The following is a 24571-nucleotide window of genomic DNA, read 5'->3' on the forward strand; positions in this document are numbered from 1 at the left end:
CAACCGTAACGGCCCTTTCTGCTTATCGACACGCATATGGCGCGGGCACCCTCACGGTGATAGCCATGAGTGGACGTCACCGATCGGCACAAGCCGGTGGTACGAGCCGGCACTCCATACGAAGGGAGACGGCGCATGCCGCGTCTCGCCCGTTCCGAGTGGTACGACCTGACCCGTGACATGAACTGGTCCCTGTCCTACGTCAAGGAGGAGGAGGTCTGGCCGGCCGAGCTCTCCAACGGCTTCGGGCTGCCGGCCGAGGCGTGGTGGGTGTGGGACGAGCCGTACAAGGTCACGTACCCGGAGTACGTGCACAACCAGTACGGCAAGGACGCCGGTGTCTACGCCGTCAACGCCGTCATCGGGCGGTCGAAGGTGTACGAGCAGCTGGATCCGGGGTGGAAGTCGGCGATCATCGCGCACTACGGCGTGATCGCGATCCCGGAGTACCTGGCGAGTCTCGCGGAGTCCCGGATGGGCCGGTTCGGGCGGGCGGCGGCGTGGCGGAACATGGCGACCTTCGGCACCCTCGACGAGATCCGCCACGGCCAGATCCAGACCTATTTCCCGTACGGGCTGCTGGCCAAGGAGCCGCGGGCCGACTGGGCGCACAAGGCCCTGCACACGAACGAGTGGGGCGCGGTCGCCGCCCGCAGTCTGTTCGACGACATGTTCACCGCGAACGACGCGGTGTCCACGGCCGTCCAGCTGACCTTCACGTTCGAGACCGGGTTCACCAATCTGCAGTTCCTGGGGATGGCCGCGGACGCCATGAAGGTCGGGGACGTGGACTTCGGGGCGCTGATCTCCTCGATCCAGACCGACGAGGCCCGCCACTCCCAGCAGGGGGAACCGACCATCAAGCTGCTGGTGGAGCACGGCCGCAAGGATGTCGCCCAGCAGCTGGTGGACCACATGTTCTGGCGGTCGTGGCGGCTCTTCGCCCTGCTGACCGGCTTGTCGATGGACTACTACACGCCGCTGGAGCACCGCGGCCACTCCTTCAAGGAGTTCATGCAGGAGTGGATCTGCAAGCAGTTCCTGGACCAGTTCCGCGACTTCGGCCTGGAGAAACCCTGGTACTGGGACGAGCACTTCCTGCCCGAACTCGACTGGTACCACCACGCCCTGCAGCTCGGCATCTGGTACTGGCGCCCGACCGTCTGGTGGAACCCCGACGCGGGTGTCGCCCCCGAGGAGCGGGAGTGGCTCGAAGAGAAGTACCCGGGCTGGCACGACGCCTTCGGCGGGAACTGGGACGTCATCGCCGCCAACCTGCGGGCGGGCCGTCCGGAGGCCACCCTGCCCGAGACCTTCCCCATGATCTGCAACCTGTGTCATGTCCCGGTGGTGGCTCCCGCCGGGTACCGGGCGGGCAGGCTCGCCAGTCCGCTGCCGAGGATCCTCGACCGGGGCGGGCGCCGGTACGTCTTCTGCTCCGCGCCCTGCCAGTGGGTCTTCGAACAGGCTCCCCAGCGGTTCCAGGGGCACACCACCGTCATCGACCGGTTCCTCGGCGGGCAGATCCAGCCGCCGACGATGGAGGGCGCGCTGACCTACATGGGGCTGTCGCCCGAGGAGATGGGCCGGGACGCCACCGACTACGCCTGGGCGCATGCCGCACCGCACGACCGCACCACCGCCCGCGGCTGACACCGGTGCCGACTGCTCGGACGACTCGGACGACTCGGACGGAAGGGAAGGCTCGGCGATGGCGCTGTTTCCTCTGCAGGCCCTGTTCGACGGGGACATGGTGGTGCTGCTGGTACCGGTGGACGACGGGGACCCGATGACCGTGGTCGCCGGCAAGGTGGCCCACCATGTGGTCGACCACCGTGTGGCGGCGCAGGACCGGCCGCTGCGGGTCCGGCACGACGGGCGGACGCTGCCCGACGACGCCACCGTGGTGAGCGCGGGTGTGCGGCCGCTGGACGTGGTGGTAGTGGGGTACGCGTCATGAGCGACGCTCCGGTGCGGTGGTTCGACGTGCCGGAGGCCGAGGGGCTGTGGGAGGGCGATCTCGTCGAAGCCGAGGTCGCCGGTGAGCGGGTGCTCGTCGTGCACCACGTGGACGGGTCCTTCGCCGCCTACCAAGGGGTGTGCCCGCACCAGGAGTTCCCGCTGGCCTACGGCAAGTGGGACGAGGAGGAGAACACCCTGACCTGCGCCGGACACGGCTGGGAGTTCGACCTGGGGTCCGGCGCGGGCATCAACCCGTCCGCATGCCGGCTCTACCGGTACGCGATCCGGGCCACCGGGGCGGGCGCCGTACGGATCGGCATCCCGCAGGACGGCGGGGCCCACCACAACAGCTCCCGAGAAGCGTGAGGACGAGACGATGACCGTATCCGGCACCAGTGCCGACAAGGGTGTGGGCCCCGTGATCCGCGGCATCGACGGCGACCTCGCCGAGGCGGTGGCCGCCGCGATCGAGCGGGACAATCCCGACGCCGAGGTGGCGGTCGACGACCAGGGCGGATACGTACGGATCAGCGTCCCCCGGCGGTGCGTGCTGACCCGCGCCAGCCTGGAGGAGGAACTGGGCCGGGCGTTCCGGCTGAGTGAACTGGAGCCCGCGCTGGCGGCGTTCGCCGGGCGCCTCAAGCAGACCGAGGAACAGTTGGTCTGGTACCTGGAGAGGCAGGACTGAGCCATGACCGGTGCAGCGAACGGGCGGCGGCAGAAGACCTGGAGCATGTTCGGTGACGTCCGGCGCAGGCCGACGCCGTACGAGGTGGTCACCGGCAGGTTCCACTACCACTTCCGGCGCGATCCGGTCCCGTTCGAGCTGGACCCCGAATGGGCCCTGAACACGTGGTACCTCACGCACCGGGAGGGGTCGCCCCTGCAGGTGGACGACTGGGAGGGTTTCCGCGACCCCGCGAAGCTGACCTACCGCGACTACGTCGCGCTCCAGCACGACCGCGAGATCTACCTGGACGCCCTCGTCGACCGGTACGAGGAGAACGGCACCGCGGCAACGCAGGACCCCGGCTGGGTGGACACCTTACGGACGCTGTTCGTCCCCTTGCGCTTCCCGCTGCACGTCCTGCAGATGGTCGGCCTGTACGTCGGGCAGATGGCGCCCTCGTCGTACATCACCAACTGCGCGCACTTCCAGGCCGCCGACGAGATGCGCCGGATCCAGCGCATCGCCTACTGGACCAGGGTGCTGGCCGACGCGCACGGCGACGAGCTGGCGCGGACCGCCACCGCCCGCCGGGCCTGGGAGGACGGCCCCGCCTGGCAGCCGCTGCGGCAGACCCTGGAACACCTCCTGATCGCGTACGACTGGGGTGAGGCCTTCGCCGGGCTCAACCTCGCGGTCAAACCCGCGGTGGACACCCTCGTCAACGAGATGTTCGGGCAGCTGGCCGAGGCCAACGGGGACCGTTTCCTGGCCGAGTTGTGCACCGAGTTCGGCAGGGACGCCCGCCGCAGCCAGGACTGGACGCAGGCTCTGACGGGCTACGCGATCGAGCGGCGGCCGGAGCTGGCCGGGGTGCTCGACGACTGGGTGACGACGTGGCGGCCCCGCGCCGACGAGAGTGTGGAAGGACTGGCGGCGCTGTTCGCCGGCGCGCCCCGGCCGCTCGCCGCCGCCGACGTCACCGCGCGCGTCCGCGCGGTCCACGACGAATTCCTCGTCGGAACCTCCGTCTGACGGCACGACGGCACCGCCCACCGCCCGGCCCGTCGCCGTGCGGGGCGGACAGGTCGTGGACCGGGCCACGCCGCGGCGACGAACCCGGCGCTGGGCCTGGACACGACGCGCCGCCTGGTGAACACGGACGGCCGCGGTCGGATCGGCTAGCGCCGCACCCTCGGCATGCCCAGGCCGATCCACGAGATGATCTCGCGCTGGATCTCGTTGTTGCCGCCGCCGAAGGTGAAGATGACGGCCGAGCGGTAGCCGCGCTCCAGGTCGCCGTGGAGGACCGCGCCCGCCGACCCCTCCTTGAGGACGCCCGCGACGGCGACGACCTCCATGAGCCAGGCGTACGCGTCACGGCGGGCCTCGGACCCGTACACCTTGACCGCGGAGGCGTCCTGCGGGGTGAGGGTGCCTTCCTGGACGGCGTTCACCATCTGCCAGTTGAGGAGTTTCATCGCGTCGAGCCTGATGTGGGTCCGGGCGAGGGTCCGGCGCACCCAGGGCAGGTCGGCGACCCGGCGGCCGTCGGCGAGTTTGGTCTCCATGGCCCAGCGCTGGACGTCGTGCAGGGCGCGGACTGCCATGGTGCCGTGGGCGGCGAGCGTGACGCGCTCGTGGTTGAGCTGGTTGGTGATCAGCCGCCAGCCCTTGTTCTCCTCGCCGACGCGGCGGGAGGCGGGGACGCGGATGTTCTCGTAGTAGCTGGCGGTGGTGTCGTGCGAGGCGAGGGTGTTGATGAGCGTGCAGGAGTAGCCGGGGTCGGAGGTCGGCACGAGGAGCATGGTGATGCCCTTGTGCGGCGGGGCGTCGGGGTCGGTGCGGACGGCGAGCCAGACCCAGTCCGCCGTGTCGCCGTTCGTCGTCCAGATCTTCTGCCCGTCGACCGTGTAGTGGCCGCTCTCGGCGTCTCCCTCCCTGACGGCCTTCGTCTTCAACGCGGCCAGGTCCGTGCCCGCGTCGGGTTCGCTGTAGCCGATCGCGAAGTCGATCTCGCCGGAGAGGATCTTCGGCAGGAAGTACGCCTTCTGCTCGTCCGTGCCGAACCTCATGATGGTCGGGCCGACCGTGTTCAGCGCCATCAGCGGTAGCGGTACGCCGGCCTGGGCGGCCTCGTCGAAGAAGATGAACTGCTCCATCGGCGTCAGACCGCGTCCGCCGTACTCCTTCGGCCAGCCGACTCCCAGCCAGCCGTCGGAGCCCAGCCGGCGGATGGTGTCACGGTAGAAGCGCTTCTGCGCGGCCGGGTCGTCGTAGCGGGCGTGCACGTCGTCCGGTACGAGTTCGGCGAAATAGGCGCGCAGTTCGGTGCGCAACCGCTGCTGCTCCGGCGTGTATTCGAGATGCACGGCGCCTCCCTGGTTCCCCGGCCCGCTGCCGCGGGCGCCCGGACCTGACGGCGCACACCGTAGAACGTGTTCCAGAAATAGGGAATGCCGGTGACAGGCCCGGGTGGGTCACCGCAGCCGGGTGAGGAATTCCGTACAGGCGCGGGCGCAGTCGCGGCAGGCCTGGGCGCTCTCCTCGGAACCGGTACCGGAACCCGGGCCGGAGCCGGGGTCGAGGGCGAGGTCGAAGACCTGGGCCGTTTCGAGGCAGACGGTGCGGCACCACTCGACCTGGGAGCGCATCGCGTCCTCGGACTGGGTGACCTGCTCCGCCAGGAGACGGCAGGTCGCGTCGCAGACCTCCGTGCACAGCATGCCCTTGCGCCGGATCAGTTGCTGGCCCTCGGGACCGTCGATGTCGGCGAGGCTCGCACGCAGGGCACACGCCCTCGCGCACTCCGTGCAGGCCTGCGCACAGGCGAACCGGTCCTCAAGGAAGCGAACGAGTTCCTGAAGCTCTGTTACTGACACATGGTCCGGGTAGCCGGACGCCGCCGCGCCAAACCCGGTGAGAACAAGCGCGCCGCGAGTGACCGGACGTGTCCAGCGGGTCGGGCGTGCCGAAGTTATTGACGTGGTCACGACCGCGCTCTACGTTCTGACCGGCTCACCGAACCTCGTTCGACATATCGACAGACCTCTCCCTCGGCAACCAACCCGGTGCGGGCGACCACTGATCCGCGACACCGTACGGATCGGCAGACAAGGAGGCCTCGTGCGCACTGCGGGCATGCTCACAGGGACAGCGCTGAGTGCCGCGCTGACGGCGGCGGCGAGCGCGGTTCCGGCGACGGCCGCACCGGCCACGCCGACCGCGGCGGCCATATCGACCACATCGGCCGCGGCGACCATCGTGGTGGCGGTCGACGGTAACGACTCCGCCGCGGGCACCCTCGGACAGCCGCTGCGGACCATCCAGCGGGCCGTCGACAGGGCGGGACCGGGTGACGTCATCGCCGTGCGCGGCGGCACCTACGCCCTGACCGACAACATCACCGTCACCACCTCGGGAACGGCGTCGCAGCCGATCTCCCTGGGCGCCTACCAGGGCGAACGAGTCGTCATCGACGGCGAGCAGCTGCCGGCCAGTCACACACCGGTCGGCGGCAGCATCCCGCGCGCCGAGCGGGGCGCCGTCCACCAGGAGGCCTCGTACTGGAAGGTCTCCGGTCTGGAGATCGTCAACGGGCCGTACGGCTACTACTGCGACGGCTGCGACAACAACGTGTTCTCCCGTCTCACCACGCACGACAACTACGAGTCCGGCTTCCAGCTCCAGGGCGCCTCGGCGGGCAACCAGATCCTGGACCTGGACAGTTACGGCAACCGCGACCCCCGTAAGAACGGCGAGAGCGCCGACGGACTGGCCGTCAAGGAGGGCAGCGGGGCCGGCAACGTCGTGCGGGGCGCGCGGCTGTGGAACAACGTGGACGACGGTTACGACGCCTGGAAGTTCGCCTCGCCGGTCGTGGTGGAGAACACGATCGCGTACGGCAACGGCTACAACCGCTGGAACTTCCCCGACTTCGCGGGCGACGGCAACGGCTTCAAGCTGGGCGGCGGAAGTCCGGCCCCGGCGGTGGCCCACACACTGCGCAACTCGGTCGCGTACGGGAACGCTGCGCACGGCGTCACCGACAACGGAAATCCCGGCGCGCTCGCCCTGAGCCGCAACACGACGTTCCGCAACACGGGCACGGGCTTCGACGCGGACGGCTCGGGCGGGACGGCGGTCCTCACCGCCAACCTCTCCGTCGTGGACTCCCGGGCCGCCGCCCTCGGCCCCACGACCACGTCCTCAGGCAACTCCTGGGACCTGGGCGGCACTTGGGGCGAGACGTCGGTCGTGAGCACGGACACAAGCGCCGTCACCGGCCCACGCGCGTCCGACGGCTCACTGCCCCCGGCGCGGGACTTCCTGGTCCCCCGGGACGGCACACCGATCGGCGCCAGGTTCTGAACCAGCCGCCGGACCCGGTCGCCTGAACCACCCACCTGAGCCGGCCCTGCGAGCCAGTCACCCGAACCGCTGCACCCGAACCATCGACCCAACCGGCCCCACCAGCCTCACCGAGCCCAACCGCCCCAGCGCACCACGAACGGCAGGCACGCGCCCATCTAGGAGAGCCGCACATGATCACGCCAGACAGACCCGCCGGATTCACCGGACCCGCCCCCACACCGGACGCGACCGGTTCACCCCGCCCCTTCGCCCCCTCGCGCCGCACCCTGTTGCGGGCCATGGCCGCCGTACCGGTCTCGGCCCTCGCCGTGGGCGGGCTGCCGGGCCTGCTCGGTTCGGCCGCGGCGGCGGCCCCGCCCAGCGGTTCCGCCACCCGCTACACCATCGTGCCGTTCCTCAACAGCAACGACGGCACCGTGAACGTCTACCAGTCGGACGACGCGACGGACTTCCGGCTGCTCAAGGCCTCCGCGTACACCCCGCCGGCGAACCGGATCCGGGACGCCAGCATCTTCAAGCACACCGACGGCTACTACTACATCACCTACACCACCCACACCTGGCAGGACACCAGCACCACCATCGGCTTCGCCCGCAGCTCGGACCGGAGCAACTGGACGTTCCTGTACGACTACACGGTCCCCATCGCCAACCTGTCGCGCGCCTGGGCGCCGGAGTGGTTCGTCGACAGCGACGGCAGCGTGAACATCCTGGTGTCCTGCTCGACCACCAACGACGAGTGGATCTTCACCCCGTACCGTCTGAGGGCCACCAACTCGACTCTCACTGCATGGAGTTCACCCGTCGCGCTGTCCGGCATCGGCACCAACCACATCGACACGTTCGTGGTGCGGACCGGCTCGACCTACCACGCCTTCACGAAGAACGAGACGTCGAAGTACATCGAGTACGCCACGGCCGGCGCGCTCACCGGGCCGTACACCATCAGCCGGACCGGCAACTGGGCGGGCTGGGGCGGCACCCGTGAGGGCGCCGCGCTGATCCAGCTCGACAACGGCGCGTGGCGCATCTTCTTCGACGGGTACGGCGACGGCAGTTACTACTACAGCGACAGCTACGACAGCTTCGCCACCTGGAGCGCGCCCCGGGCCCTGCCGGGCATCTCCGGTACCGCGCGCCACTTCACCGTGATCAAGGAGATGGTGTCCGGCGGGGTGAGTCTGCCGACGGGGGTGACCCGTTCGCTCCGGTCGGGCAACTACACCACCCGCTACTGGCAGGACCAGTCCGCCCTGCTCAACCTGCCCGTGGTGACCGCGTCCAGCACGGCCGCGGAGAAGCAGGCGTCCACGTTCACGATCGTGGCGGGTCTCGCCGACGGGAACGCCTACTCCTTCCGCAACGCGGCGGGCAACTACCTGCGGCACTGGGACTTCCGGGGCCGTTTCGACGCGAACGACGGCTCGTCCACGTTCGCCAGGGACGCCACGTTCATCGCCCGTACGGGCACCGCCGGCGGCTCGGTCCGGCTGGAGTCGTACAACTATCCCGGCTACCACCTGCGCCACTACAACTACCAGCTGCGCGTGGACGCGCCGGACGGCACCGACCTCTTCCGGCAGGACAGTTCGTTCGTGGCCACGACCGCCTGGGCCTAGAGACGGCCCGCAACCGGAGGCGACGCGGCGTCACAGACAGACAGCGGCCTTCGGCCGGACACGCGTCCGGCGGCCGGGCGAACCTCCATGGGGGAAGAGAGGTCCGTCCGGCCGCCGGATGTCAGCGTGCTCATGGGTGGTGTCCGGGTAGGCGCTTCCGGGTGGGGCCGGAGTCACCGTCCGGGGCGGAGCATCGTGCCAGGCTGAACTCGGTGGCGCTTCTCGCGTTCGCGGTGCCGGATGCAGGTCACGCTGATGAACCGGAACGTATTCGGTAAGCGCTTTCTAGTCAACGCCCCACGCAGTCCGCATCCGGCCAACTCCGCCCGCCGCGTGGCCAGTCGCCCCGAAGGCTCTGCCGAGCCCCGCCCGCACCGGAACCCGGCCTCCGACGCGCGGCACCGGCCGGGGTGTAATGGGAGGCCAGAGACCGAACCACCGGGAGTGTCCATGGCCGCCGACCGGCCCAGACTGCTGTTCGTGACCGATCTGGCCTACCCCGCCAAGGGCCGCCGGTACTGCGACGAGGACATCTTCCTGACCTCCCGGCTCCGCGAGGACTTCGACCTCGCGCTGTGCCACCCGCTCGACGCGCCCGCGCTGATGGACTCCCCCGGCTTCGACGTGGTCGTGGTCCGCAACAGCGGGCCCGTCCTGCACCACCAGGCCGCGTACGACGCCTTCCGTGAGCGGGCGACGGGCCGCGGGACGCCTGTCTGCACCCAGCTGACGGGCAAGGGCGACCAGGCCGGGAAGCAGTACCTCGTCGACCTCACCGCCCAGGGCTTTCCCGTGATCCCGACCGTCGACCGGCCGGAGGATCTCGGGCTGCTCCCGCACGCGGCCGAATACGTGGTGAAGCCGAAGTTCGGCGCGGACTCGATAGGCCTGGAGTTCGTCCCCCGGGAGCGGCTGCCGACCCTGGCGTACGAGGACGGCCCCGGTCTCCTCGTCCAGCCGCGCATCGACTTCCGGTACGAGGTGTCGTTCTACTACGTCGACCACACCTTCCAGTACGCCCTGTACGCGCCCCGCCCCGACCGGCGCTGGCACCTCGAACGCTATGAACCGACACCCGCCGACCTGGACTTCGCGGCACGGTTCATCGACTGGAACGACATCGACCACGGCATCCAGCGCGTCGACGCCTGCCGCGCCCCGGACGGCGCACTGCTGCTGGTCGAGCTGGAGGACCTCAACCCCTATCTGTCGCTGGACCTCCTCGACGACGCGACCCGTGACTCCTTCGTGGTGAGCTTCAAGGCCTCGCTCCACCGCCTGCTCGGCCGCATCTGATCTTCGTCGTTCGCCGCCGTTCCGTGCCGTACGCACCCGGGTGCAGGCGCCTGACCTGGCGCGACACGGGGCGGCGCGGCCCGTCACGGGCAATGCGGTTCCACCCGGCGGCTCTTGACACGCCCGGACCAGGTCGCTTTACTCCATCCAACGCCAGCCGAGCACCTGGCGCGAGAGGGACGCCCAGCCGGTAGACGGTCCACGCACCGTGAGCCCGGACAAAGTCGCCAGGACGGCCGCACAGCGGCGGATTCCGAGGCGGGGACGTACCCCCCGGTCTCTGGAGCTCATCATGTTCCTCCCCCTCCCCCACCGGACGATCTCGTTCGGCGACCACGTGAGCGTGGCCGGGTGCCAGGAGCGGAACTCCCGGCGAGTGCGACGCCGTACGCGCTGATCGTCCCGGCGCCGCCCCGCGCCCCGCGCATCGCGCGCTCCGTACTTCCGGGCAACCCGCGCTGCCGGTCATGCCGGTACCACCGTCGCCGCCGGTGGCAGCGCACGTCACCTCACCGACCCGCACCGCCGGCCGTGTCGTGGCGCCCCGCACCACCGTCCCGTACCGCCTCACGCACGTACTCCTGGGGGCTCATATGGCCGCAGCACATCGCCCGAGCGGCACTTCCGCACGACCGACCCGCCGCACGGTGCTGCGGCGCGGTGCGGCCGTGGCGGGAGGGGCCGCGGCGTCGGCAGCCCTGTCGGCCTGCGCGGGAGAGGGCAGCGGTGTCGACGCCGACGGCCGGGTCAGGATCGAAGTGTGGCACGGACAGACCGACACCGGCCGGGCCGCGATCGAGGACCTGACGGCCGAGTTCAACCGGACGCATCCGCGTATCCGGGTCGACCTCGGCGGCGGTGTCCTCTCTGACGCGATGCTGCAGAAGATCACCGCCGCCCTCGCCTCCGGTTCGTTCCCGGACATCGCCTACATCTTCGGCTCCGACCTGGCGAGCGTCGCCCGCAGTCCCTCCGTGGTGGATCTGACGGACACGTTCCACTCGGGGCCCGTCCCCTGGAAGGACTTCTGGGAACCGGCCCGCGAGGCCGTCACCCTCAACGGCCAGGTACGGGCCGCGCCCGCGCTCATCGACTCACTGGCAGTCGTGTGCAACAAGAAGCTCTTCCGTGACGCCGGTCTGCCGCTGCCCCGGCCCGGCTGGAGCTGGGACGACTTCACGAGGACGGCGGCCAAACTCACCGACCGTGCGCGCGGTGTCTTCGGGACGGGCTGGCCCGGCGTGGGCGACGAGGACACCGTGTGGCGGCTGTGGCCGATGATCTGGGACCTCGGAGGTGACGTCACCAGCCGGGACGGACGGCGGATCGGCTTCGAGGACACCGGCCTGCGGGCCCTGCAGACGGTGGAGTCCCTGGTGAAGACGCGGAGCGTCTACATCGACGCCAAGCCCGGCAGCGAACAGATGTACCGGGTCTTCCTCTCGGGCCGTATGGGCATGGCCGTCACCGGCCCGTGGCAACTCCCCGACATCCGGCAGGCGAAGGTCGACTACCACGTCGTACCGCTGCCCAGTTACAGCGGAAGGCCCATCACCATCTCCGGGCCCGACACCTGGACCGTCTTCGACAACGGCGCCGCCCGCGTCGAAGCCGCCCGCACCTTCGTGACCTGGCTGTCGCGGCCCGCCCAGGACGTGCAGTGGGACATCCACGCCGGCAGCCTGCCCATGAGCCGGGGCACCCAGGCGCTGCCCGAGTGGCGCGAGCAGGAGGCCGACACCCCGGGGCTGCAGGTGTTCACCAAGTCCCTGGAGTCGGCGCGGGTGCGGCCGGTGCATCCGGCGTATCCGCAGATCTCGCAGTCACTCGGCCAGGCGATCACCGCCGTGCTCCTCGGCCGCAGCTCCCCCGCCGAGGCCCTGCGCGACTGCGTGGACGAAGCCAACGCCGCCCTGCTCATACCGCGTTGAGAGGACCTGTCATGCCCCGCCTGCCCACCCCTGTGACACTCCCGGACCGGGGCGAGAAGCGCAGTCCCCGTACGCGGACACGCCCTCTCCTCGGCAAGGGCGGTACGGTCCCCGACGCCCCGCCGGGCCGTCACTCGCCGCGCCGGCGTCTTCGGCAGGAGACGGCGACCGCCTGGGCGTTCGTCGCGCCCTCCGTCCTCGTCATCCTCGGACTGAGCGTCGTCCCCGTGGTCTGGTCGCTCCTGCTGTCCTTCCAGGCCGACGATCTCGTGACGCCGAGCCGGTGGGTCGGCCTGGACAACTACCGGGCCCTCGCCCAGGACCCCCACTTCGACCAGGCGGTCCGCAACACCATCGTGTACACGGTGCTGTACGTACCGCTGAGCATCGGCTTCGGCCTGCTGCTCGCCCTCGCCCTGAACCGGCGCATCCGGCTCGTCGGGCTCTACCGGACCCTCATCTTCGTGCCGTTCGTCATCTCGGCCGCCGCGCAGGGCGTGCTGTTCTCCTTCATCCTCGACCCGGAGTTCGGAGCGGCCAACGCGCTCCTGGACAAGATAGGGATCTCCCCCCAGGGCTTCCTCAACGACCCGGGCCAGGCGCTCGCCGCCCTGCTGGCGATCTCCCTGTGGAGCGGTACCGGCTTCTGTGTGGTGGTGCTGCTGGCGGCGTTGCAGGACGTGCCGCCCTCCCTCATCGAAGCGGCCCGTCTCGACGGGGCCGGACGGCTGCACCTGCTGCGCCATGTCGTCCTGCCCTCCCTCGGACCCGTCATGGTCTTCCTCCTGCTGTGGCAGGCCATCACCTCCCTCCAGGTCTTCGACCTCGTCTATGTCACGACGAAGGGCGGCCCCCTCGGGTCGACGACGGTGATCGTCTACTTCATCTGGGAGCAGGCGTTCAAGAACTTCACGGCGGGTTACGGCGCGGCGGCGGCGTACGCCCTGGCGCTCGCCCTGCTGGTGCTCGCCGCGGTGCCGCGGCTGACGCGCAGCGTGCGCGACCGGACCCGCGCGGACCGGCACCTCGAAGGAGCCGCACGATGACGACCGCTTCCCCCTCACCGGCGGCTTCCCCCTCACCGGCGGCTTCCCCCTCACCGGCGGCTTCCTCCTCGCCTGCCGCGTCCGCTTCGGCCGCCGCGTCTACCTCGGCCACCGTGTACGCGGATACCGCCGGTCCCGCGCCCGCCGGATCTGCCCAGGGACCGGGCCGGCGGCGGAAACTGCTGCCGTTCAGTCCCTGGCACCTCCTGCTCGCCCCGCTCTGTCTGGTCTTCGCGATCCCGCTGATCTGGCTGCTGCTCAGTTCCGTCATGAGCGACGCCGAGATCAACCGGTTCCCGCCCTCGCTGTGGCCGTCGGGGATCGACCTGGCGGGCTACCGGTACGTCATCGGCAACGCGATGTTCCCCCGGTGGTTCGCCAACTCGCTGATCGTGTCCCTGACGGCCGTGGCGTCCAACCTGGTACTGGGCTCCCTGGGCGGCTACGCCTTCGCCCGGATGCGGTTCGCGGGTTCGCGGATCCTGCTCGCCCTCATGCTGGCCACGATGGCGATCCCGTTCCAGCTGACGATGATCCCCACGTTCCTGGTCATGAAGCGGCTGGGGCTCATCGACTCGCTGGGCGCGCTGATCGTCCCCTCGCTGGTCACGCCGTTCGCGGTGTTCCTGCTGCGCCAGTTCTTCCTGTCGCTGCCCAGGGAGCTGGAGGAGGCGGCCTGGCTCGACGGCTGTTCACGGCTGGGCGTGCTCTGGCGGATCGTGCTGCCGCTGTCCCGGCCGGCACTGAGCACCGTGGCCGTCCTGACGTTCCTCACCACGTGGAACGACCTGACCTGGCCGTTGATCGCCATCAACCATGACACCCAGTACACCCTGCAACTGGGGCTGACGACCTTCCAGGGTCAGCACCACACCAGGTGGTCGGCGGTCATGGCGGGCAACATGATCACCGTGCTGCCCGTGCTGCTGGCCTTCCTGTTCGCCCAGAAGACCTTCATCCAGTCGATCACGTCGAGCGGCCTCAAGGGATAGGCCCCCGTCCGGCATCATCCGTACTCCGCCCGGTACTCCGCCGCCCGGTCCGCCGTCCGGCTGCCCAGCGCGGTTCCGCCCGTACGCCCCCGCACCCGCACTCCCTCTTCAGGAAGACCGTATGCCGCACACCTTCGACTTCGACCTGCTCGTCATCGGGGACGCCAATCCCGATGTCGTCCTCGGTCCCCTCGACGCGCCACTGTCCTTCGGGCAGCACGAACAACTCGTCGACTCCGGACTCCTCACCCTCGGTGGCTCGGCCGCCATCATGGCCTGTGGCGCGGCCCGGCTCGGTCTCGAGGTGGCCTTCGCCGGACGCGTCGGCGACGACGACGCGGGCCGTTTCGTACGGGCCGCTCTGCACGACCGCGGTGTGGACACCACCGCGTTGCGCGTCGACAGGACACTGGCCACTCCCCTGACCGTCGTGCTGACCCGGCCGGACGGCGACCGGGCGATCCTCACCTCGCCCGGCACGTTGACCGCCACGGGACCGGAGGACGTACCCGAGTCCCTGCTCGGCGCCGCCCGTCACGTCCACGCGGCGTCGTACTTCCTGCTGCCTCACCTGGCCGCCGCGCTGCCGGAGTTGTTCGGTGCGGCCCGTGCCCGGGGAGCCACCACCTCACTCGACACCAACGACGACCCGTCGGGCGGGTGGGCGCCGGACACGCTGCCTGCCACGCTCGCCGTCACCGACTTCCTCCTGCCCAACGCACAGGAGGCGACGGCCCTTTCGGCCGCCGCCCGGTCGAGGGCCGCCTTGTCGAACGCCACCGCTTCGAGCGTCGCCGCTTCGCATGCCACCGCTTCGAGCGCTTCCTCTACCAGTGCTGCGTCTTCGAGTGCTGCCGGAGCAGCCCCGGAGTCCATCGAGGCGGCAGCCGCGGCTCTGGCGGCGCACGGCCCGCACGTGATCGTCAAGAACGGTCCGGACGGGGCCGTCGCCCACGACGGCTCCACCGTGCTGCGCACGGACGGCATCCCCGCCGAGCCGGTGGACACCGTCGGGGCGGGCGACAGCTTCGACGCCGGATTCGTCGCCGCGCACCTGCGCGGTCTGTCCACCGCCGACGCCCTCGCCCTTGCCGCGGCCTGCGGCGCGCTGTCCACGCGTGCTCATGGCGGCACTCCGGCCCAGCCCACCTGGGACGAGGCCGTGGCCGCCCTCTCCCGTAACGGAAAGAACCTCTGATGACTCTCAGTACCCCGAAGATCGTGTTCGTCGGCGCGGGCAGTGTCGTGTTCACCCAGGGCCTGCTGGCCGATCTGCTGGCCTTCCCCGAGCTGCGGGGTGCCCACATCGCCCTGCACGACATCGACACCGAACGCCTCGCCACCGCCGAGGGCGCGGCCCGGCAGATCGCGGACCGGCTCACCGGGACCGGGAGCGGCTCTCCCCACCCCCGGGTGACCGCTCACCTCGATCGCCGCGCGGCTCTCCAGGACGCCGACTTCGTCATCAACATCGTGCAGGTCGGCATGGGCGAGGCCACCCGGACCGACTTCGAGGTCCCGCAGCGCCACGGCCTGCGGCAGACCATCGGTGACACCCTGGGCATCGGCGGCATCTTCCGCGCGCTGCGCACCTTCCCCGTACTGAAGTCGCTGGCCGCCGACATCGCCGAACTCTGCCCGGACGCCTGGCTGCTCAACTACACCAACCCCATGGCCATGAACGTCCAGTACCTGACCCGGGCGACCGGTCTGACCCGCGTGGTGGGACTGTGCCACTCGGTGTACTGGACCATCCACGACCTGGGCGAACTGCTCGGCGTCCCGTACGAGGAGATCACCTACCGTGCCGCCGGGGTCAACCACCAGGCGTGGGTGCTGCGCCTGGAGCACCAGGGCAACGACCTCTACCCGCTCCTCGACAAACTGATCGAGCAGGACCCGCAGTTGCGGCGCCGGGTCCGCGTCGACATGTACCGGCGCCTCGGTTTCTACCCGACCGAGACGAGCGAGCACTCCTCCGAGTACGTCCCCTGGTACCTGCACCACGACAGCGAGATCGAACGGCTGCGCCTCCCGATCGGCGCGTACCTCGGCATCGTCGACGAGAACGTCGCCGCCTACGAGGAGACCCGCCAGGCACTCGCCTCCGGTACGCCCCTCACGGTCGAGGGCACCATGGAGTACGCGCCGCAGATCATCCACAGCATCGTGACCGGCACCCCGCGCACGGTCAACGGCAATGTCCCCAACCACGGTCTGATCGACAATCTCCCGGCCTCCGGCACCGTCGAAGTGCCGTGCCTGGTCGACGCCTTGGGCGTCCAGCCGACCAGGGTCGGTCCGCTGCCCGCCCAGTTGGCCGCGCTCAACCGCAACTACCTGAGCATGAACGAGCTGGTGGTCCGCGCCGCCGTCGAGGACGACCCCCGGTCGATCCGCCAGGCGGCCATGGCCGATCCCGCCACCGCCGCCGCCCTGCCGGTCGAGCGCATCTGGGACCTGTGCGACGACATGGTACGAGCCCACGGAGACCTCCTCCAGCCGTCGCTGCGGGCCACCCTGGGCCACTGAGGACGAGCCGATGTAGTGCGTGGGCACCAGGAGTCGGGTGCGGCTGGTCCGTTCGCACCAGGGCAGGACGGCGGCGGGGAACGATGCCCGGCCGGGGCGCCGGAAGGAAGTCTGGGAGACGCGTGAACCGCACGCGTCTCCCCTTCCTCACGGTGTCTGGAGTGATCGACAGGTGGCAACTTTTCTCTACCGGATCGGACGGTGGGCCTTCCGGCGCCGGCGGCTCGTGGGTGGTCTGTGGCTGGGTGCGCTGGTACTGGCCGTGGCCGCCGCCGCACTGGCACCGGCCGGGGAGGAGGAGGACCTCTCCATGCCCGGCACCGAGTCGCAGAAGGCGTTCGACCTGCTCGACGAGCGCTTCCCCGAGAGCAACTCGCAGGGCGCCGAGGCCCGGTTGGTGTTCCGGGCCCCGGACGGGCAGCGGGTGACGGCCCGGAAGAACAGGGCGGCCGTCGAGGACACCCTCGGCTCGCTCGACGGGACCGATCAGGTCGCGTCGGCCTCCGACCCCTACGAGTCGGGCGCCGTCAGCGAGGACGGCACCATCGCCTACTCCACGGTCACCTACGCCGTGGACGCCGTCGACCTGACCGAGCCTACGAAGAGCGCCCTCGAAAGCGCCGCGAGCCGGGCCCGGGACGCGGGGCTGACCGTGGAGATCGGCGGCTCCGCCCTGGACGCGGAGGAGGAGCCGGGCGGCACGACGGAGATCATCGGCGTGGCCGTGGCGGCGGTGGTGCTGGTCCTCGCCCTCGGATCGCTGGTCGCGGCCGGGCTGTCGCTGCTGACCGCCGTCGTGGGCGTGGCCATCGCCTTCGGCCTGGTCTCCGCGCTGGCGGTGCCGCTGGGGCTGACGTCCACCGTCGCCATCCTGGCGCTGATGCTGGGCCTCGCGGTCGGCATCGACTACGCCCTCTTCATCACCTCCCGCTTCCGCGACGAGTGCGCCCGGGGCGGCGAGCCCGAGGAGGCCGCCGGGCGGGCGGTGGGCACGGCCGGCTCCGCGGTCGTGTTCGCCGGCGCGACCGTCTTCATCGCCCTGGTCGGGCTGGGTGTCGTCGGCATCCCCGAACTCACCAAGATGGGCCTGGGCGGCGCGGGCGCCGTGGCCCTCGCCGTACTCGTCGCACTGACCCTGGTCCCCGCGCTGTTCGGCTTCTTCGGCCGGCGGGTGCTGTCCCGCGCCGTCCGCAGGTCCGGCCGGCCGGGCGGCGACCACACGCACCAGGCGCCCACCTCGGTCGGCCGCGATGGGCTCGGCACCCGCTGGGCCCGGTTCGTGCTGCGCCGGCCGGGCGCCGTGCTGCTGACCGCCGTCCTCGGTCTCGGGGCGGTCGCCCTGCCGGCGCTGAGCCTCGAACTCGGGCTGCCCGGCGACGAGTCCAAGTCGGTGGAGACCACCCAGCGCCGCGCCTACGACCTGCTGTCGGAAGGCTTCGGCCCCGGCTTCAACGGCCCTCTGACCGTGGTCGTGGACACCTCGCGGTCCAAGGACGCCCGGACCGCCACGGACCTGGTCGCCAGGACCGTACGAGGAGTGGACGGGGTGGCGTCGGTCGGTGATCCGGTGCTCAACCGGGCCAAGGACACGGCCGTCCTCACCGCCGTCCCGCGGACCGCGCCGAACAGCGCCGAGACCAAGGACCTGGTGCAGGCGATCCGGTACGCGGTCTCCGGCGTCGAGGCCGGCACGGGCGCCACCGTCCTGGTGACCGGCACGACCGCCCTGAACATCGACATCTCCGAAGCCATGTCCGACGCCCTCCTCCCCTATCTGACCGTGGTCATCGGCCTGGCGGTCCTCCTGCTGACGGTGGTCTTCCGCTCGCTCCTCGTCCCGGTCAAGGCCGCGCTCGGCTTCCTGCTGTCGGTGGGTGCCGCCTTCGGTGTCCTGGTCGCCGTCTTCCAGTGGGGCTGGGCGGCGGACCTGCTCGGCATCGAGCAGACCGGACCGGTCATGTCACTGATGCCGATCCTCGTCATCGGCATAGTGTTCGGCCTCGCGATGGACTACGAGGTCTTCCTCCTCACCCGGATGCGGGAGGCCTACGTACGGGGCGCGTCCCCCGGCGAGGCGGTCGTCACGGGTTTCCGGCACAGCGGACGCGTGGTGGCCGCGGCGGCGATCATCATGATCAGCGTGTTCGGCGGTTTCGTCGGGATGAGCAGCCCGACCATCCAGACGATGGGCGTGGGTCTGGCCGCCGCCGTGGCCTTCGACGCCTTCGTGGTCCGGATGGCGATCGCACCCGCGGTCCTCGCACTGCTCGGCCACCGTGCCTGGTGGCTGCCCCGTATCCTGAACCGCGTGCTGCCGAATGTGGACATCGAGGGTGAGGCACTGAGCGGGCATGCTCCGGCCTCCGCGACCGGACCGAACGCGGCGGTGCCGCGGTTCCCCGTCGGCCGGCACTGAACCGGCCATGGCGAGCGCAGGTGGCGGTGGCCCGCGATCACACGGCCCGCGATCCCTTGGCACGTGGCGGCGGCAGGGCACGGTCCCGGCGACGGCGTTCGTGCTCTGTCTGCTCGGCGGTGTGATCCAGGTCGACGACACACTGTCGGCGCCGCCTGTCGCCGCCTACTTCGTCGCCGTGGTGTCCTGTGCCGTGCTGCCGCTGCGGCACCGGGCACCCCTGGCCACCCTCGCGGCCACCACCGCGGCCACGGTCCTCGTACAGCCCCTGGGCCTGCTGCTGAGCCCGCTCACCGCGGCTCCCGCCGTGATCACCGCTTACTCCTACGCGCTCACCGCGCGCACCGAACGGCGCGCGGCGGGCGCGGTGGCGCTCAGTGCCGCCGTACTGCTGGTGGCTTCCCTTCCCTTGACCGGGGACCTCTCGTGGCAGGACACGAGCCGGATAGGAGTGGTGTCGGCGTTCCCGCTGGTGGCCGGCGTGCTCGGGCACTCGGTGCGCAACCGCCGGGCCTACCTGGCGGCCGTGGAGGAGCGGGCCCGGCGGGCCGAGGAGACCCGGGACGAGGAGGCGCGTCGGCGTGTGGCCGAGGAACGGGTGCGTATCGCCCGCGAGCTGCACGATCTCGTGGCCCATCAGATCACCCTGGCCAACGCGCAGGCCACGGTCGCCGCCCACCTCTTCGACACGCGCCCGGAGCAGACCCGTAGGAGCCTCGGGGAGCTGATCGAGACCACCGGGCACGCGCTCGACGAACTGCGGGCCACGGTCGGCCTGTTGCGGCAGACCGGGGACGCGGCCGCGCCCGCCGAACCGGCGCCCGGGCTGTCCCGGCTTCCCACCCTCATCGAGTCCTTCCACCGCGCGGGCCTTGAGGTGTCGGTGCACCAGGAGGGCACGGCCAGGCCGCTGCCGCCGGGGGTCGACCTCACCGCCTACCGCATCGTCCAGGAGGCCCTGACCAACGTGACCAAACACTCCGGTACCCGCAGCGCCCGGGTGCGCCTCGCCTGGAACCGCGACCGCGTGACCGTCACGGTCGCCGACGACGGAGGGGGCACCCGCACGGCCCCGGCCGTGTCCACGCGACCGGGTTCGCCCGCGGCTCCGGACCGTCCGTCGCCCGGTTTCGGTCTGATCGGGATGCGTGAGCGGGCCACCGCGGTGGGGGGTCACCTCTCCGCGGGCAGCCGCGCGGAGGGCGGCTTCCTGGTCTCGGCGCAGCTGCCGCTCCCGCCCGCCAGGGACACCGGGGATGACGGGGATGGCGGCGCCATCGGTGGTGTCGGTGACATCAGTGGTGTCGGTCGTATCGGTGACAGCAAGGTCCGCGGGGACGCGTCGTGACGCTCAGGGTGCTCCTCGCCGACGATCAGGCCCTGTTGCGCGGTGCCTTCCGGCTGCTCCTCGACAGCGCCGACGACATCACCGTGGTCGGTGAGGCGGGCGACGGCAGGGAGGCGGTGCGGCTCACCAGGGAGCTGCGCCCCGACGTGGTGATCATGGACATCCGTATGCCCGAGGTGGACGGTCTCGCCGCCACCTCGGAGATCTGCGCGGACCCGGAACTGCGTACCAGCCGCATCCTGATCCTCACCACGTACGAGACCGACGAGTACGTCGCCCAGGCGCTGCGCGCGGGGGCCGGCGGCTTCATCGGCAAGGGCATCGGGGCCGAGGACCTGCTGGACGCCGTGCGGACGATCGCCGACGGAGACACTCTTCTGTCCCCCGCCGCGACCCGTTCCCTGGTGGCCCGTTTCCTGGCCACTCCGGACAACGACCTGCCGCAGCACGCCGAACAGCTCGCCGTGCTCACCCCGCGCGAACGCGAGATGGTGGCGCTGGTCGCGACCGGTCTGTCCAACCAGGAGATCGCCGAGCGGATGTTCCTCAGCCCGTTCACGGTACGCGCCCATGTGCAGCGCGCCATGACGAAGCTGGAGGCCCGCGACCGGGCCCAACTCGTCGTCATCGCCTACCGGACGGGCCTGGCCCACCCCGCCCCCGACGGCCTGTCGTGATCCACCGCCGGGGGTCGGCCGTTCTCACAGCCACTGCTCACGGCTGGCTCTTGCGGCGGCTGCTCCTCACGGCTCCTGGGTGAACTCGGGCAGTGTGAGTGCCGAATGAGCCGGTCGGGCCGGGGCCGAGGGCAGGGTGACGAGGTCGCGCAGCCTGGCGTTGCGCTGTTCCAACGCCCGTGCCGTGGTGGGGAAGAGCGAGGCCGCGCCCTGGTCGACCAGTGCCTGGTTCATGGCCACGAACCCGCGGGTGTCGCGTTCGTAGGCGGCGAAGGCCGCGGTGTGGTCCCGGTGGGTGGCCAGTGCGTGGGCGAGCATGTAGGCGCCGGTCAGCGCGAGGCTCGTTCCCTGTCCGGTGAGGAACGAGGGTGCGTACGCGGCGTCGCCGACGAGCGCGACACGGCCACGGGACCAGTGGGGCATACGGATCTGCCCGGCCGTGTCGAAGAACAGGTCGTCCGCGTGGCGCATGGCGTCGACGATGTCGGGGACCTTCCATCCCTCGCCCGCGAAGGCCGCGGCGACCAACCGCTTCTGGGCGCCGGAATCGCGGAGGGTGCCGAACGGTGGTTGCGGCCGGTGGACGTTCAGAAAGGCGTGCAGTTCGTCGTTGTCCCCGACGGCGTACAGGGCCGCGGCCTTTCCCGGGGTGTTCCACAGCATGACTTCGCGGGAGAGCCCGAAGGAGTTCGGCATGGTGAACAGCGCGAAGCAGTAGCCGAGATAGTGGTGGAACTGTTCCTCGGGGCCGAACACCAGCTCCCGGGTGTGCGAGTGCATGCCGTCGGCGCCGACCACCAGGTCGAACGTACGCCGTCGCCCGCTGCGGAAGGTGACGTCGACACCTTGCCCGTGCTGGCCAGGGACGTGCGGGGAGTTGGGGGTGTTAAGCAGCGGGTCGAGGGTGTCGATGGAGTCGTCGAACAGGAACTCCACGTCGTCGCGGACCAACGCGTGGAGCAGCGCGGCCAGATCCCCGCGGCGCACCTCAAGGTCCTGTCCCTCGACACTGCCGGCAACGGTGCTCGGACGCACCGAAGTCACCTGACTGCCCTCCGAGTCGAGGAACGTGCAGCGGCGCGAGTCGATGTGGGCGTCCCGCAACTGCGGCAATATCCCCATCCGCCGGACGACCTCGATCGCGGTGCCGCGGATGTCGATCGGGTAACCGCCGGCGCGTAGTGCGCCCGCCTTCTCCACCACGGTGACCGCGCATCCGGACCGGTGCAGCCAGTACGCCAGCGCGGGTCCGGAGATGCTGGCCCCGGAGATCAGGACGTTACGCCTCACGGGACCTCTCGTGTTCTTCGTGATCCCCGTGTCCTTCGTGTTCTTCACGTCCGTCGTGTTCTTCACGTCCGTCGTGTTCTTCACGTCCGTCGTGTTCTTCACGTCCGTCGACGGACCGGTCGGCGTCGGTGTCGGTATCGGCGTCGGTGTCATGCCTGGGCTCCTTTTTTCGTGAGACGGACAACGAGCAGTGCCGACGCGGCGACGAGACCGGCGACGGTGAACCCCGCGGCGAAGGCCGACTCGGCGGGCAGGCCCGTGACCGGTCCGGCCCCGGCGTCGAGGATCGCGCCGGCCACCTGGGCGCCCAGTGCGACACCGATCACGCGCGTCACCACGAGCAGGCTGGTGGCGATGCCGATGTCCTTGGTCGCGATGGCGGTGGCGGTCCCGGCGAGCAGGGCCGTGGTGCCGACGCCCGCGGCGAACGCGGTCAGCACCTTCGCGAGGACGAGCTGCCATTCCGCGCTGTGCAGCCAGGCCAGGGCGATCATCGTGGCCGCCGTGGCGACGGAGCCCACGACGACCACGGCACGCGAGCCGAAACGCCGCACCGCGAGCCCGCCGACCGAATCGCTCACCGCTCCCGCGACGGCGCCGGGCAGCAGGAACAGACCGATGCCGGTGGTGTCCGCTCCGAAGCCGTAGCCGTCGGCCGAGACGGCGAACAGCTGCGGGAGCAGGAAGAGCACCATCCCGGAACTGATGGTCACGACGAAGGTGAGTAGGCAGGCCTGCCACATCGCGGGCTTCGCCAGCATGCGCAGATCGACCATCGGCGAGGCCGCCCGACGCTCGACGGCGACCCAGCCGGCCGCGAGGACGGCCACGGCCACCGCGACGGCACCGACCGCGAACGGCGGCAGACCGCCGTCCCTCGTCACCGTCACGAGCCCGAGCATGAACGCGAGCAACGCGCCACTGAGCAGCACCACACCGGGCCAGTCGATCCCGTGGTCCGAGAGGGCCGGCGGATCGTGCGGCATCAGCCGGCTCACGACCACCGTCGTCGCGATGATCGCGATCGTGGGCAGCGCGAACATCCAGTGCCAGGACAGCCCTTCGGCGATCGGCCCGGCGAACAGCATGCCCACCATGCCGCCGCCCGTGAACAGCGCGACGACGACTCCGATCGCCACCTGTGACTCCGCCGGCGGGAGGTGTTTGCGCACCAGGATGAAGGAGAGGGGCAGTGCGCCCACCATCACGCCCTGCAACACCTGACCGAGCAGCAGCACCGGCAGGTTCGGCGCCAGACCGGCCAGCAGGCCACCGGCCGAGACCACGGCCATCAGCCAGATCAGCACGCGTTTTCCGCCGTAGCGGTCGCCGAGTTTGCCCGCGACGGGTGTGATGACCGCGCCCGTGACGAGTAACGCGTTGCCGACCAGGGCCCCTTCGGCGGGGCTGACCCCCAACTCGCCCTGCAGCAGCGGGAGTGCGGGCTCCACGACCGACTGCAGGGCACCGAGGGCCAGTGCCAGGACGCCGAGGGCGGCGATCGACGGTCGTCCGAGGCGGACCGGGGGACGTGTGGCTTCGGACAGCTCGGACACGTCCGATGCATCGGATACGTCGGACGGAGAGGTTCTTGCCATCACCTGCGGATCACTCCAGACACCGGGAGGGAAGTGTGGGATCACGTGAGATGCACGTGTCTCCCACACTCCCCTCCGGCGCCCGTGCCGGGCATCGTCCCCAGCCGCCGTCTCCCTCTGGTGCACCCGGACCAGGCACTCACCTGACCTGGTGCCTCCGCACTACGGGCGTGCTGTGGACGCCCGTAGTGGACGCGTTCGCGGGCACGTCACGGGTCCGACGTGGGCGCGTCAGGGGCCCACCCGGAGCACGCCGTCGAGGTCCCCCGCGGGCAGCACCTTGGTCGAGTTGTGTTCGCGGACGATCCGCCAGCCGTCCGGTGTCCGGCGCCAGACCAGCGAGGTCGTGGTGCGGATGTCCGTGGTGCCGTCGGGCATGGTGATCCGCGCCACGAACGTCAGCGTGGAGGCGGCCAGATCATGGTCGGCCATCACATACGGGCCGTCGTCGACGACATGATGTGCGGACACCATCTCGCGGAAGGCGGGCTCCCAGATAGAGCCGTACCGGGCGGCCGTCGTCGCCACGCGCTGCTCGGCGTCGAAGTCGTCGTAGAGGCGGACGTCCGGGGAGTCGAAGTCGTAGAACTCACCGAAGGTGCGCCGGAAGTCGAACGGGGCGTCCCCGTCGTCGCGCTCCCATCCGAACACCCATCGGCTGTGCAGTTCCGCGATCGCTTGTTCGTCGTTCAGATCGGTCATGCCTTGACGCTAGGGCCTGTCTGACAATTCCCGTCGTCGCCCGGAGGGCGGCCGGGCGGCGTCAGGTGCGTGCTCTCGCCGTGCCGGGCGCAGAGCCTCGTACTGGACGTACTTGGCTCTG

The 24571-nt window shown here is 70.5% G+C and carries 21 protein-coding genes; 16 read left to right on the plus strand and 5 right to left on the minus strand.

What is annotated here, in order from left to right:
- Positions 1-135: 135 nt before the first annotated feature.
- Genes ACFVH5_RS08905 through ACFVH5_RS08925 form a run of 5 tightly spaced genes read left to right on the plus strand, consistent with a single transcriptional unit; the run spans position 136 to position 3664 of the window.
- Entirely contained in the window at positions 136-1653 is a 1518-nt protein-coding gene (locus ACFVH5_RS08905; protein WP_385832861.1) for a toluene monooxygenase, read from the plus strand.
- Positions 1616-1960 (plus strand): toluene-4-monooxygenase system B family protein, encoded by a 345-nt coding sequence (locus ACFVH5_RS08910; RefSeq protein WP_385832862.1) that lies wholly within the window; start codon positions 1616-1618, stop codon positions 1958-1960. The genes ACFVH5_RS08905 and ACFVH5_RS08910 overlap by 38 nt, the downstream gene beginning before the upstream one ends.
- Positions 1957-2328 (plus strand): Rieske 2Fe-2S domain-containing protein, encoded by a 372-nt coding sequence (locus tag ACFVH5_RS08915; protein WP_385832863.1) that lies wholly within the window; start codon positions 1957-1959, stop codon positions 2326-2328. Before ACFVH5_RS08910 ends, ACFVH5_RS08915 begins: the two co-directional genes overlap by 4 nt.
- 10 nt (positions 2329-2338) lie before the next feature.
- Positions 2339-2650 (plus strand): MmoB/DmpM family protein, encoded by a 312-nt coding sequence (locus ACFVH5_RS08920; RefSeq protein WP_385832864.1) that lies wholly within the window; start codon positions 2339-2341, stop codon positions 2648-2650.
- Between the two features lie 3 nt (positions 2651-2653).
- Positions 2654-3664 (plus strand): hypothetical protein, encoded by a 1011-nt coding sequence (locus ACFVH5_RS08925; protein ID WP_385832865.1) that lies wholly within the window; start codon positions 2654-2656, stop codon positions 3662-3664.
- 146 nt (positions 3665-3810) lie between these two features.
- On the opposite strand, the gene ACFVH5_RS08930 is transcribed toward ACFVH5_RS08925, so the two are convergent.
- Together ACFVH5_RS08930 and ACFVH5_RS08935 are read right to left on the minus strand one after the other, a co-directional pair.
- Positions 3811-5001: an acyl-CoA dehydrogenase family protein gene (locus ACFVH5_RS08930; RefSeq protein WP_385832866.1), complete on the minus strand. Its 1191-nt coding sequence runs from the start codon at positions 4999-5001 to the stop codon at positions 3811-3813.
- 108 nt (positions 5002-5109) lie between these two features.
- A complete protein-coding gene (locus ACFVH5_RS08935; RefSeq protein ID WP_385832867.1) occupies positions 5110-5511 on the minus strand; it encodes a four-helix bundle copper-binding protein in 402 nt (133 codons plus the stop codon).
- A 244-nt stretch (positions 5512-5755) separates the two neighbouring features.
- Between ACFVH5_RS08935 and ACFVH5_RS08940 the strand changes: the two genes are divergently transcribed.
- The 11 genes from ACFVH5_RS08940 (at position 5756) to ACFVH5_RS08990 (ending at position 20860) form a co-directional block, all read left to right on the plus strand.
- Positions 5756-7000, plus strand: coding sequence for a right-handed parallel beta-helix repeat-containing protein (locus ACFVH5_RS08940; protein WP_385832869.1), 1245 nt, complete (start codon positions 5756-5758; stop codon positions 6998-7000).
- Positions 7001-7281: 281 nt separating this feature from the next.
- A complete protein-coding gene (locus tag ACFVH5_RS08945; protein WP_385832882.1) occupies positions 7282-8622 on the plus strand; it encodes an AbfB domain-containing protein in 1341 nt (446 codons plus the stop codon).
- A 450-nt stretch (positions 8623-9072) separates the two neighbouring features.
- On the plus strand, positions 9073-9918 hold the full coding sequence (locus ACFVH5_RS08950; protein WP_385832870.1) for a hypothetical protein: 846 nt from the start codon (positions 9073-9075) through the stop codon (positions 9916-9918).
- Between the two features lie 593 nt (positions 9919-10511).
- Positions 10512-11849, plus strand: a complete 1338-nt coding sequence (locus tag ACFVH5_RS08955) for an ABC transporter substrate-binding protein (protein ID WP_385832883.1) — start codon at positions 10512-10514, stop codon at positions 11847-11849.
- Between the two features lie 11 nt (positions 11850-11860).
- Entirely contained in the window at positions 11861-12895 is a 1035-nt protein-coding gene (locus tag ACFVH5_RS08960; protein ID WP_385832871.1) for a carbohydrate ABC transporter permease, read from the plus strand.
- The gene (locus ACFVH5_RS08965) at positions 12892-13887 is read left to right on the plus strand and encodes a carbohydrate ABC transporter permease (RefSeq protein WP_385832872.1); all 996 of its coding nucleotides are present in this window, start codon (positions 12892-12894) and stop codon (positions 13885-13887) included. Before ACFVH5_RS08960 ends, ACFVH5_RS08965 begins: the two co-directional genes overlap by 4 nt.
- Before the next feature lie 121 nt (positions 13888-14008).
- Entirely contained in the window at positions 14009-15085 is a 1077-nt protein-coding gene (locus ACFVH5_RS08970; protein ID WP_385832873.1) for a carbohydrate kinase family protein, read from the plus strand.
- Positions 15085-16419, plus strand: a complete 1335-nt coding sequence (locus ACFVH5_RS08975) for an alpha-glucosidase/alpha-galactosidase (protein WP_385832874.1) — start codon at positions 15085-15087, stop codon at positions 16417-16419. Before ACFVH5_RS08970 ends, ACFVH5_RS08975 begins: the two co-directional genes overlap by 1 nt.
- Before the next feature lie 172 nt (positions 16420-16591).
- Positions 16592-18835, plus strand: coding sequence for an MMPL family transporter (locus ACFVH5_RS08980; protein ID WP_385832875.1), 2244 nt, complete (start codon positions 16592-16594; stop codon positions 18833-18835).
- Positions 18836-18842: 7 nt separating this feature from the next.
- Positions 18843-20183 (plus strand): sensor histidine kinase, encoded by a 1341-nt coding sequence (locus ACFVH5_RS08985; RefSeq protein WP_385832876.1) that lies wholly within the window; start codon positions 18843-18845, stop codon positions 20181-20183.
- The gene (locus ACFVH5_RS08990; RefSeq protein WP_385832877.1) at positions 20180-20860 is read left to right on the plus strand and encodes a response regulator; all 681 of its coding nucleotides are present in this window, start codon (positions 20180-20182) and stop codon (positions 20858-20860) included. Before ACFVH5_RS08985 ends, ACFVH5_RS08990 begins: the two co-directional genes overlap by 4 nt.
- A gap of 66 nt (positions 20861-20926) precedes the next feature.
- On the opposite strand, the gene ACFVH5_RS08995 is transcribed toward ACFVH5_RS08990, so the two are convergent.
- The 3 genes from ACFVH5_RS08995 to ACFVH5_RS09005 all read right to left on the minus strand — a co-directional run bounded on the left by ACFVH5_RS08995 (position 20927) and on the right by ACFVH5_RS09005 (position 24450).
- A complete protein-coding gene (locus ACFVH5_RS08995) occupies positions 20927-22303 on the minus strand; it encodes an FAD-dependent oxidoreductase (RefSeq protein ID WP_385832878.1) in 1377 nt (458 codons plus the stop codon).
- On the minus strand, positions 22300-23697 hold the full coding sequence (locus tag ACFVH5_RS09000; protein ID WP_385832884.1) for an MFS transporter: 1398 nt from the start codon (positions 23695-23697) through the stop codon (positions 22300-22302). The genes ACFVH5_RS08995 and ACFVH5_RS09000 overlap by 4 nt, the downstream gene beginning before the upstream one ends.
- Positions 23698-23979: 282 nt before the next feature.
- The gene (locus tag ACFVH5_RS09005; RefSeq protein WP_385832879.1) at positions 23980-24450 is read right to left on the minus strand and encodes a YybH family protein; all 471 of its coding nucleotides are present in this window, start codon (positions 24448-24450) and stop codon (positions 23980-23982) included.
- Positions 24451-24571 lie beyond the last annotated feature (121 nt).

The sequence above is a fragment of the Streptomyces sp. NPDC127119 genome, from assembly GCF_042677425.1.
Classification (GTDB): domain Bacteria; phylum Actinomycetota; class Actinomycetes; order Streptomycetales; family Streptomycetaceae; genus Streptomyces.

Coding starts and splice junctions, on each gene's coding strand:
- ACFVH5_RS08975 (WP_385832874.1), top strand. CDS start 15,085: ATGACTCTCAGTACCCCGAAGATCGTGTTCGTCGGCGCGGGCAGTGTC.
- ACFVH5_RS08915 (WP_385832863.1), top strand. CDS start 1,957: ATGAGCGACGCTCCGGTGCGGTGGTTCGACGTGCCGGAGGCCGAGGGG.
- ACFVH5_RS08925 (WP_385832865.1), top strand. CDS start 2,654: ATGACCGGTGCAGCGAACGGGCGGCGGCAGAAGACCTGGAGCATGTTC.
- ACFVH5_RS08995 (WP_385832878.1), bottom strand. CDS start 22,303: ATGACACCGACGCCGATACCGACACCGACGCCGACCGGTCCGTCGACG.
- ACFVH5_RS08965 (WP_385832872.1), top strand. CDS start 12,892: ATGACGACCGCTTCCCCCTCACCGGCGGCTTCCCCCTCACCGGCGGCT.
- ACFVH5_RS09005 (WP_385832879.1), bottom strand. CDS start 24,450: ATGACCGATCTGAACGACGAACAAGCGATCGCGGAACTGCACAGCCGA.
- ACFVH5_RS08985 (WP_385832876.1), top strand. CDS start 18,843: ATGGCGAGCGCAGGTGGCGGTGGCCCGCGATCACACGGCCCGCGATCC.
- ACFVH5_RS08945 (WP_385832882.1), top strand. CDS start 7,282: ATGGCCGCCGTACCGGTCTCGGCCCTCGCCGTGGGCGGGCTGCCGGGC.
- ACFVH5_RS08920 (WP_385832864.1), top strand. CDS start 2,339: ATGACCGTATCCGGCACCAGTGCCGACAAGGGTGTGGGCCCCGTGATC.
- ACFVH5_RS08960 (WP_385832871.1), top strand. CDS start 11,861: ATGCCCCGCCTGCCCACCCCTGTGACACTCCCGGACCGGGGCGAGAAG.
- ACFVH5_RS08910 (WP_385832862.1), top strand. CDS start 1,616: ATGCCGCACCGCACGACCGCACCACCGCCCGCGGCTGACACCGGTGCC.
- ACFVH5_RS08970 (WP_385832873.1), top strand. CDS start 14,009: ATGCCGCACACCTTCGACTTCGACCTGCTCGTCATCGGGGACGCCAAT.
- ACFVH5_RS08905 (WP_385832861.1), top strand. CDS start 136: ATGCCGCGTCTCGCCCGTTCCGAGTGGTACGACCTGACCCGTGACATG.
- ACFVH5_RS08955 (WP_385832883.1), top strand. CDS start 10,512: ATGGCCGCAGCACATCGCCCGAGCGGCACTTCCGCACGACCGACCCGC.
- ACFVH5_RS08950 (WP_385832870.1), top strand. CDS start 9,073: ATGGCCGCCGACCGGCCCAGACTGCTGTTCGTGACCGATCTGGCCTAC.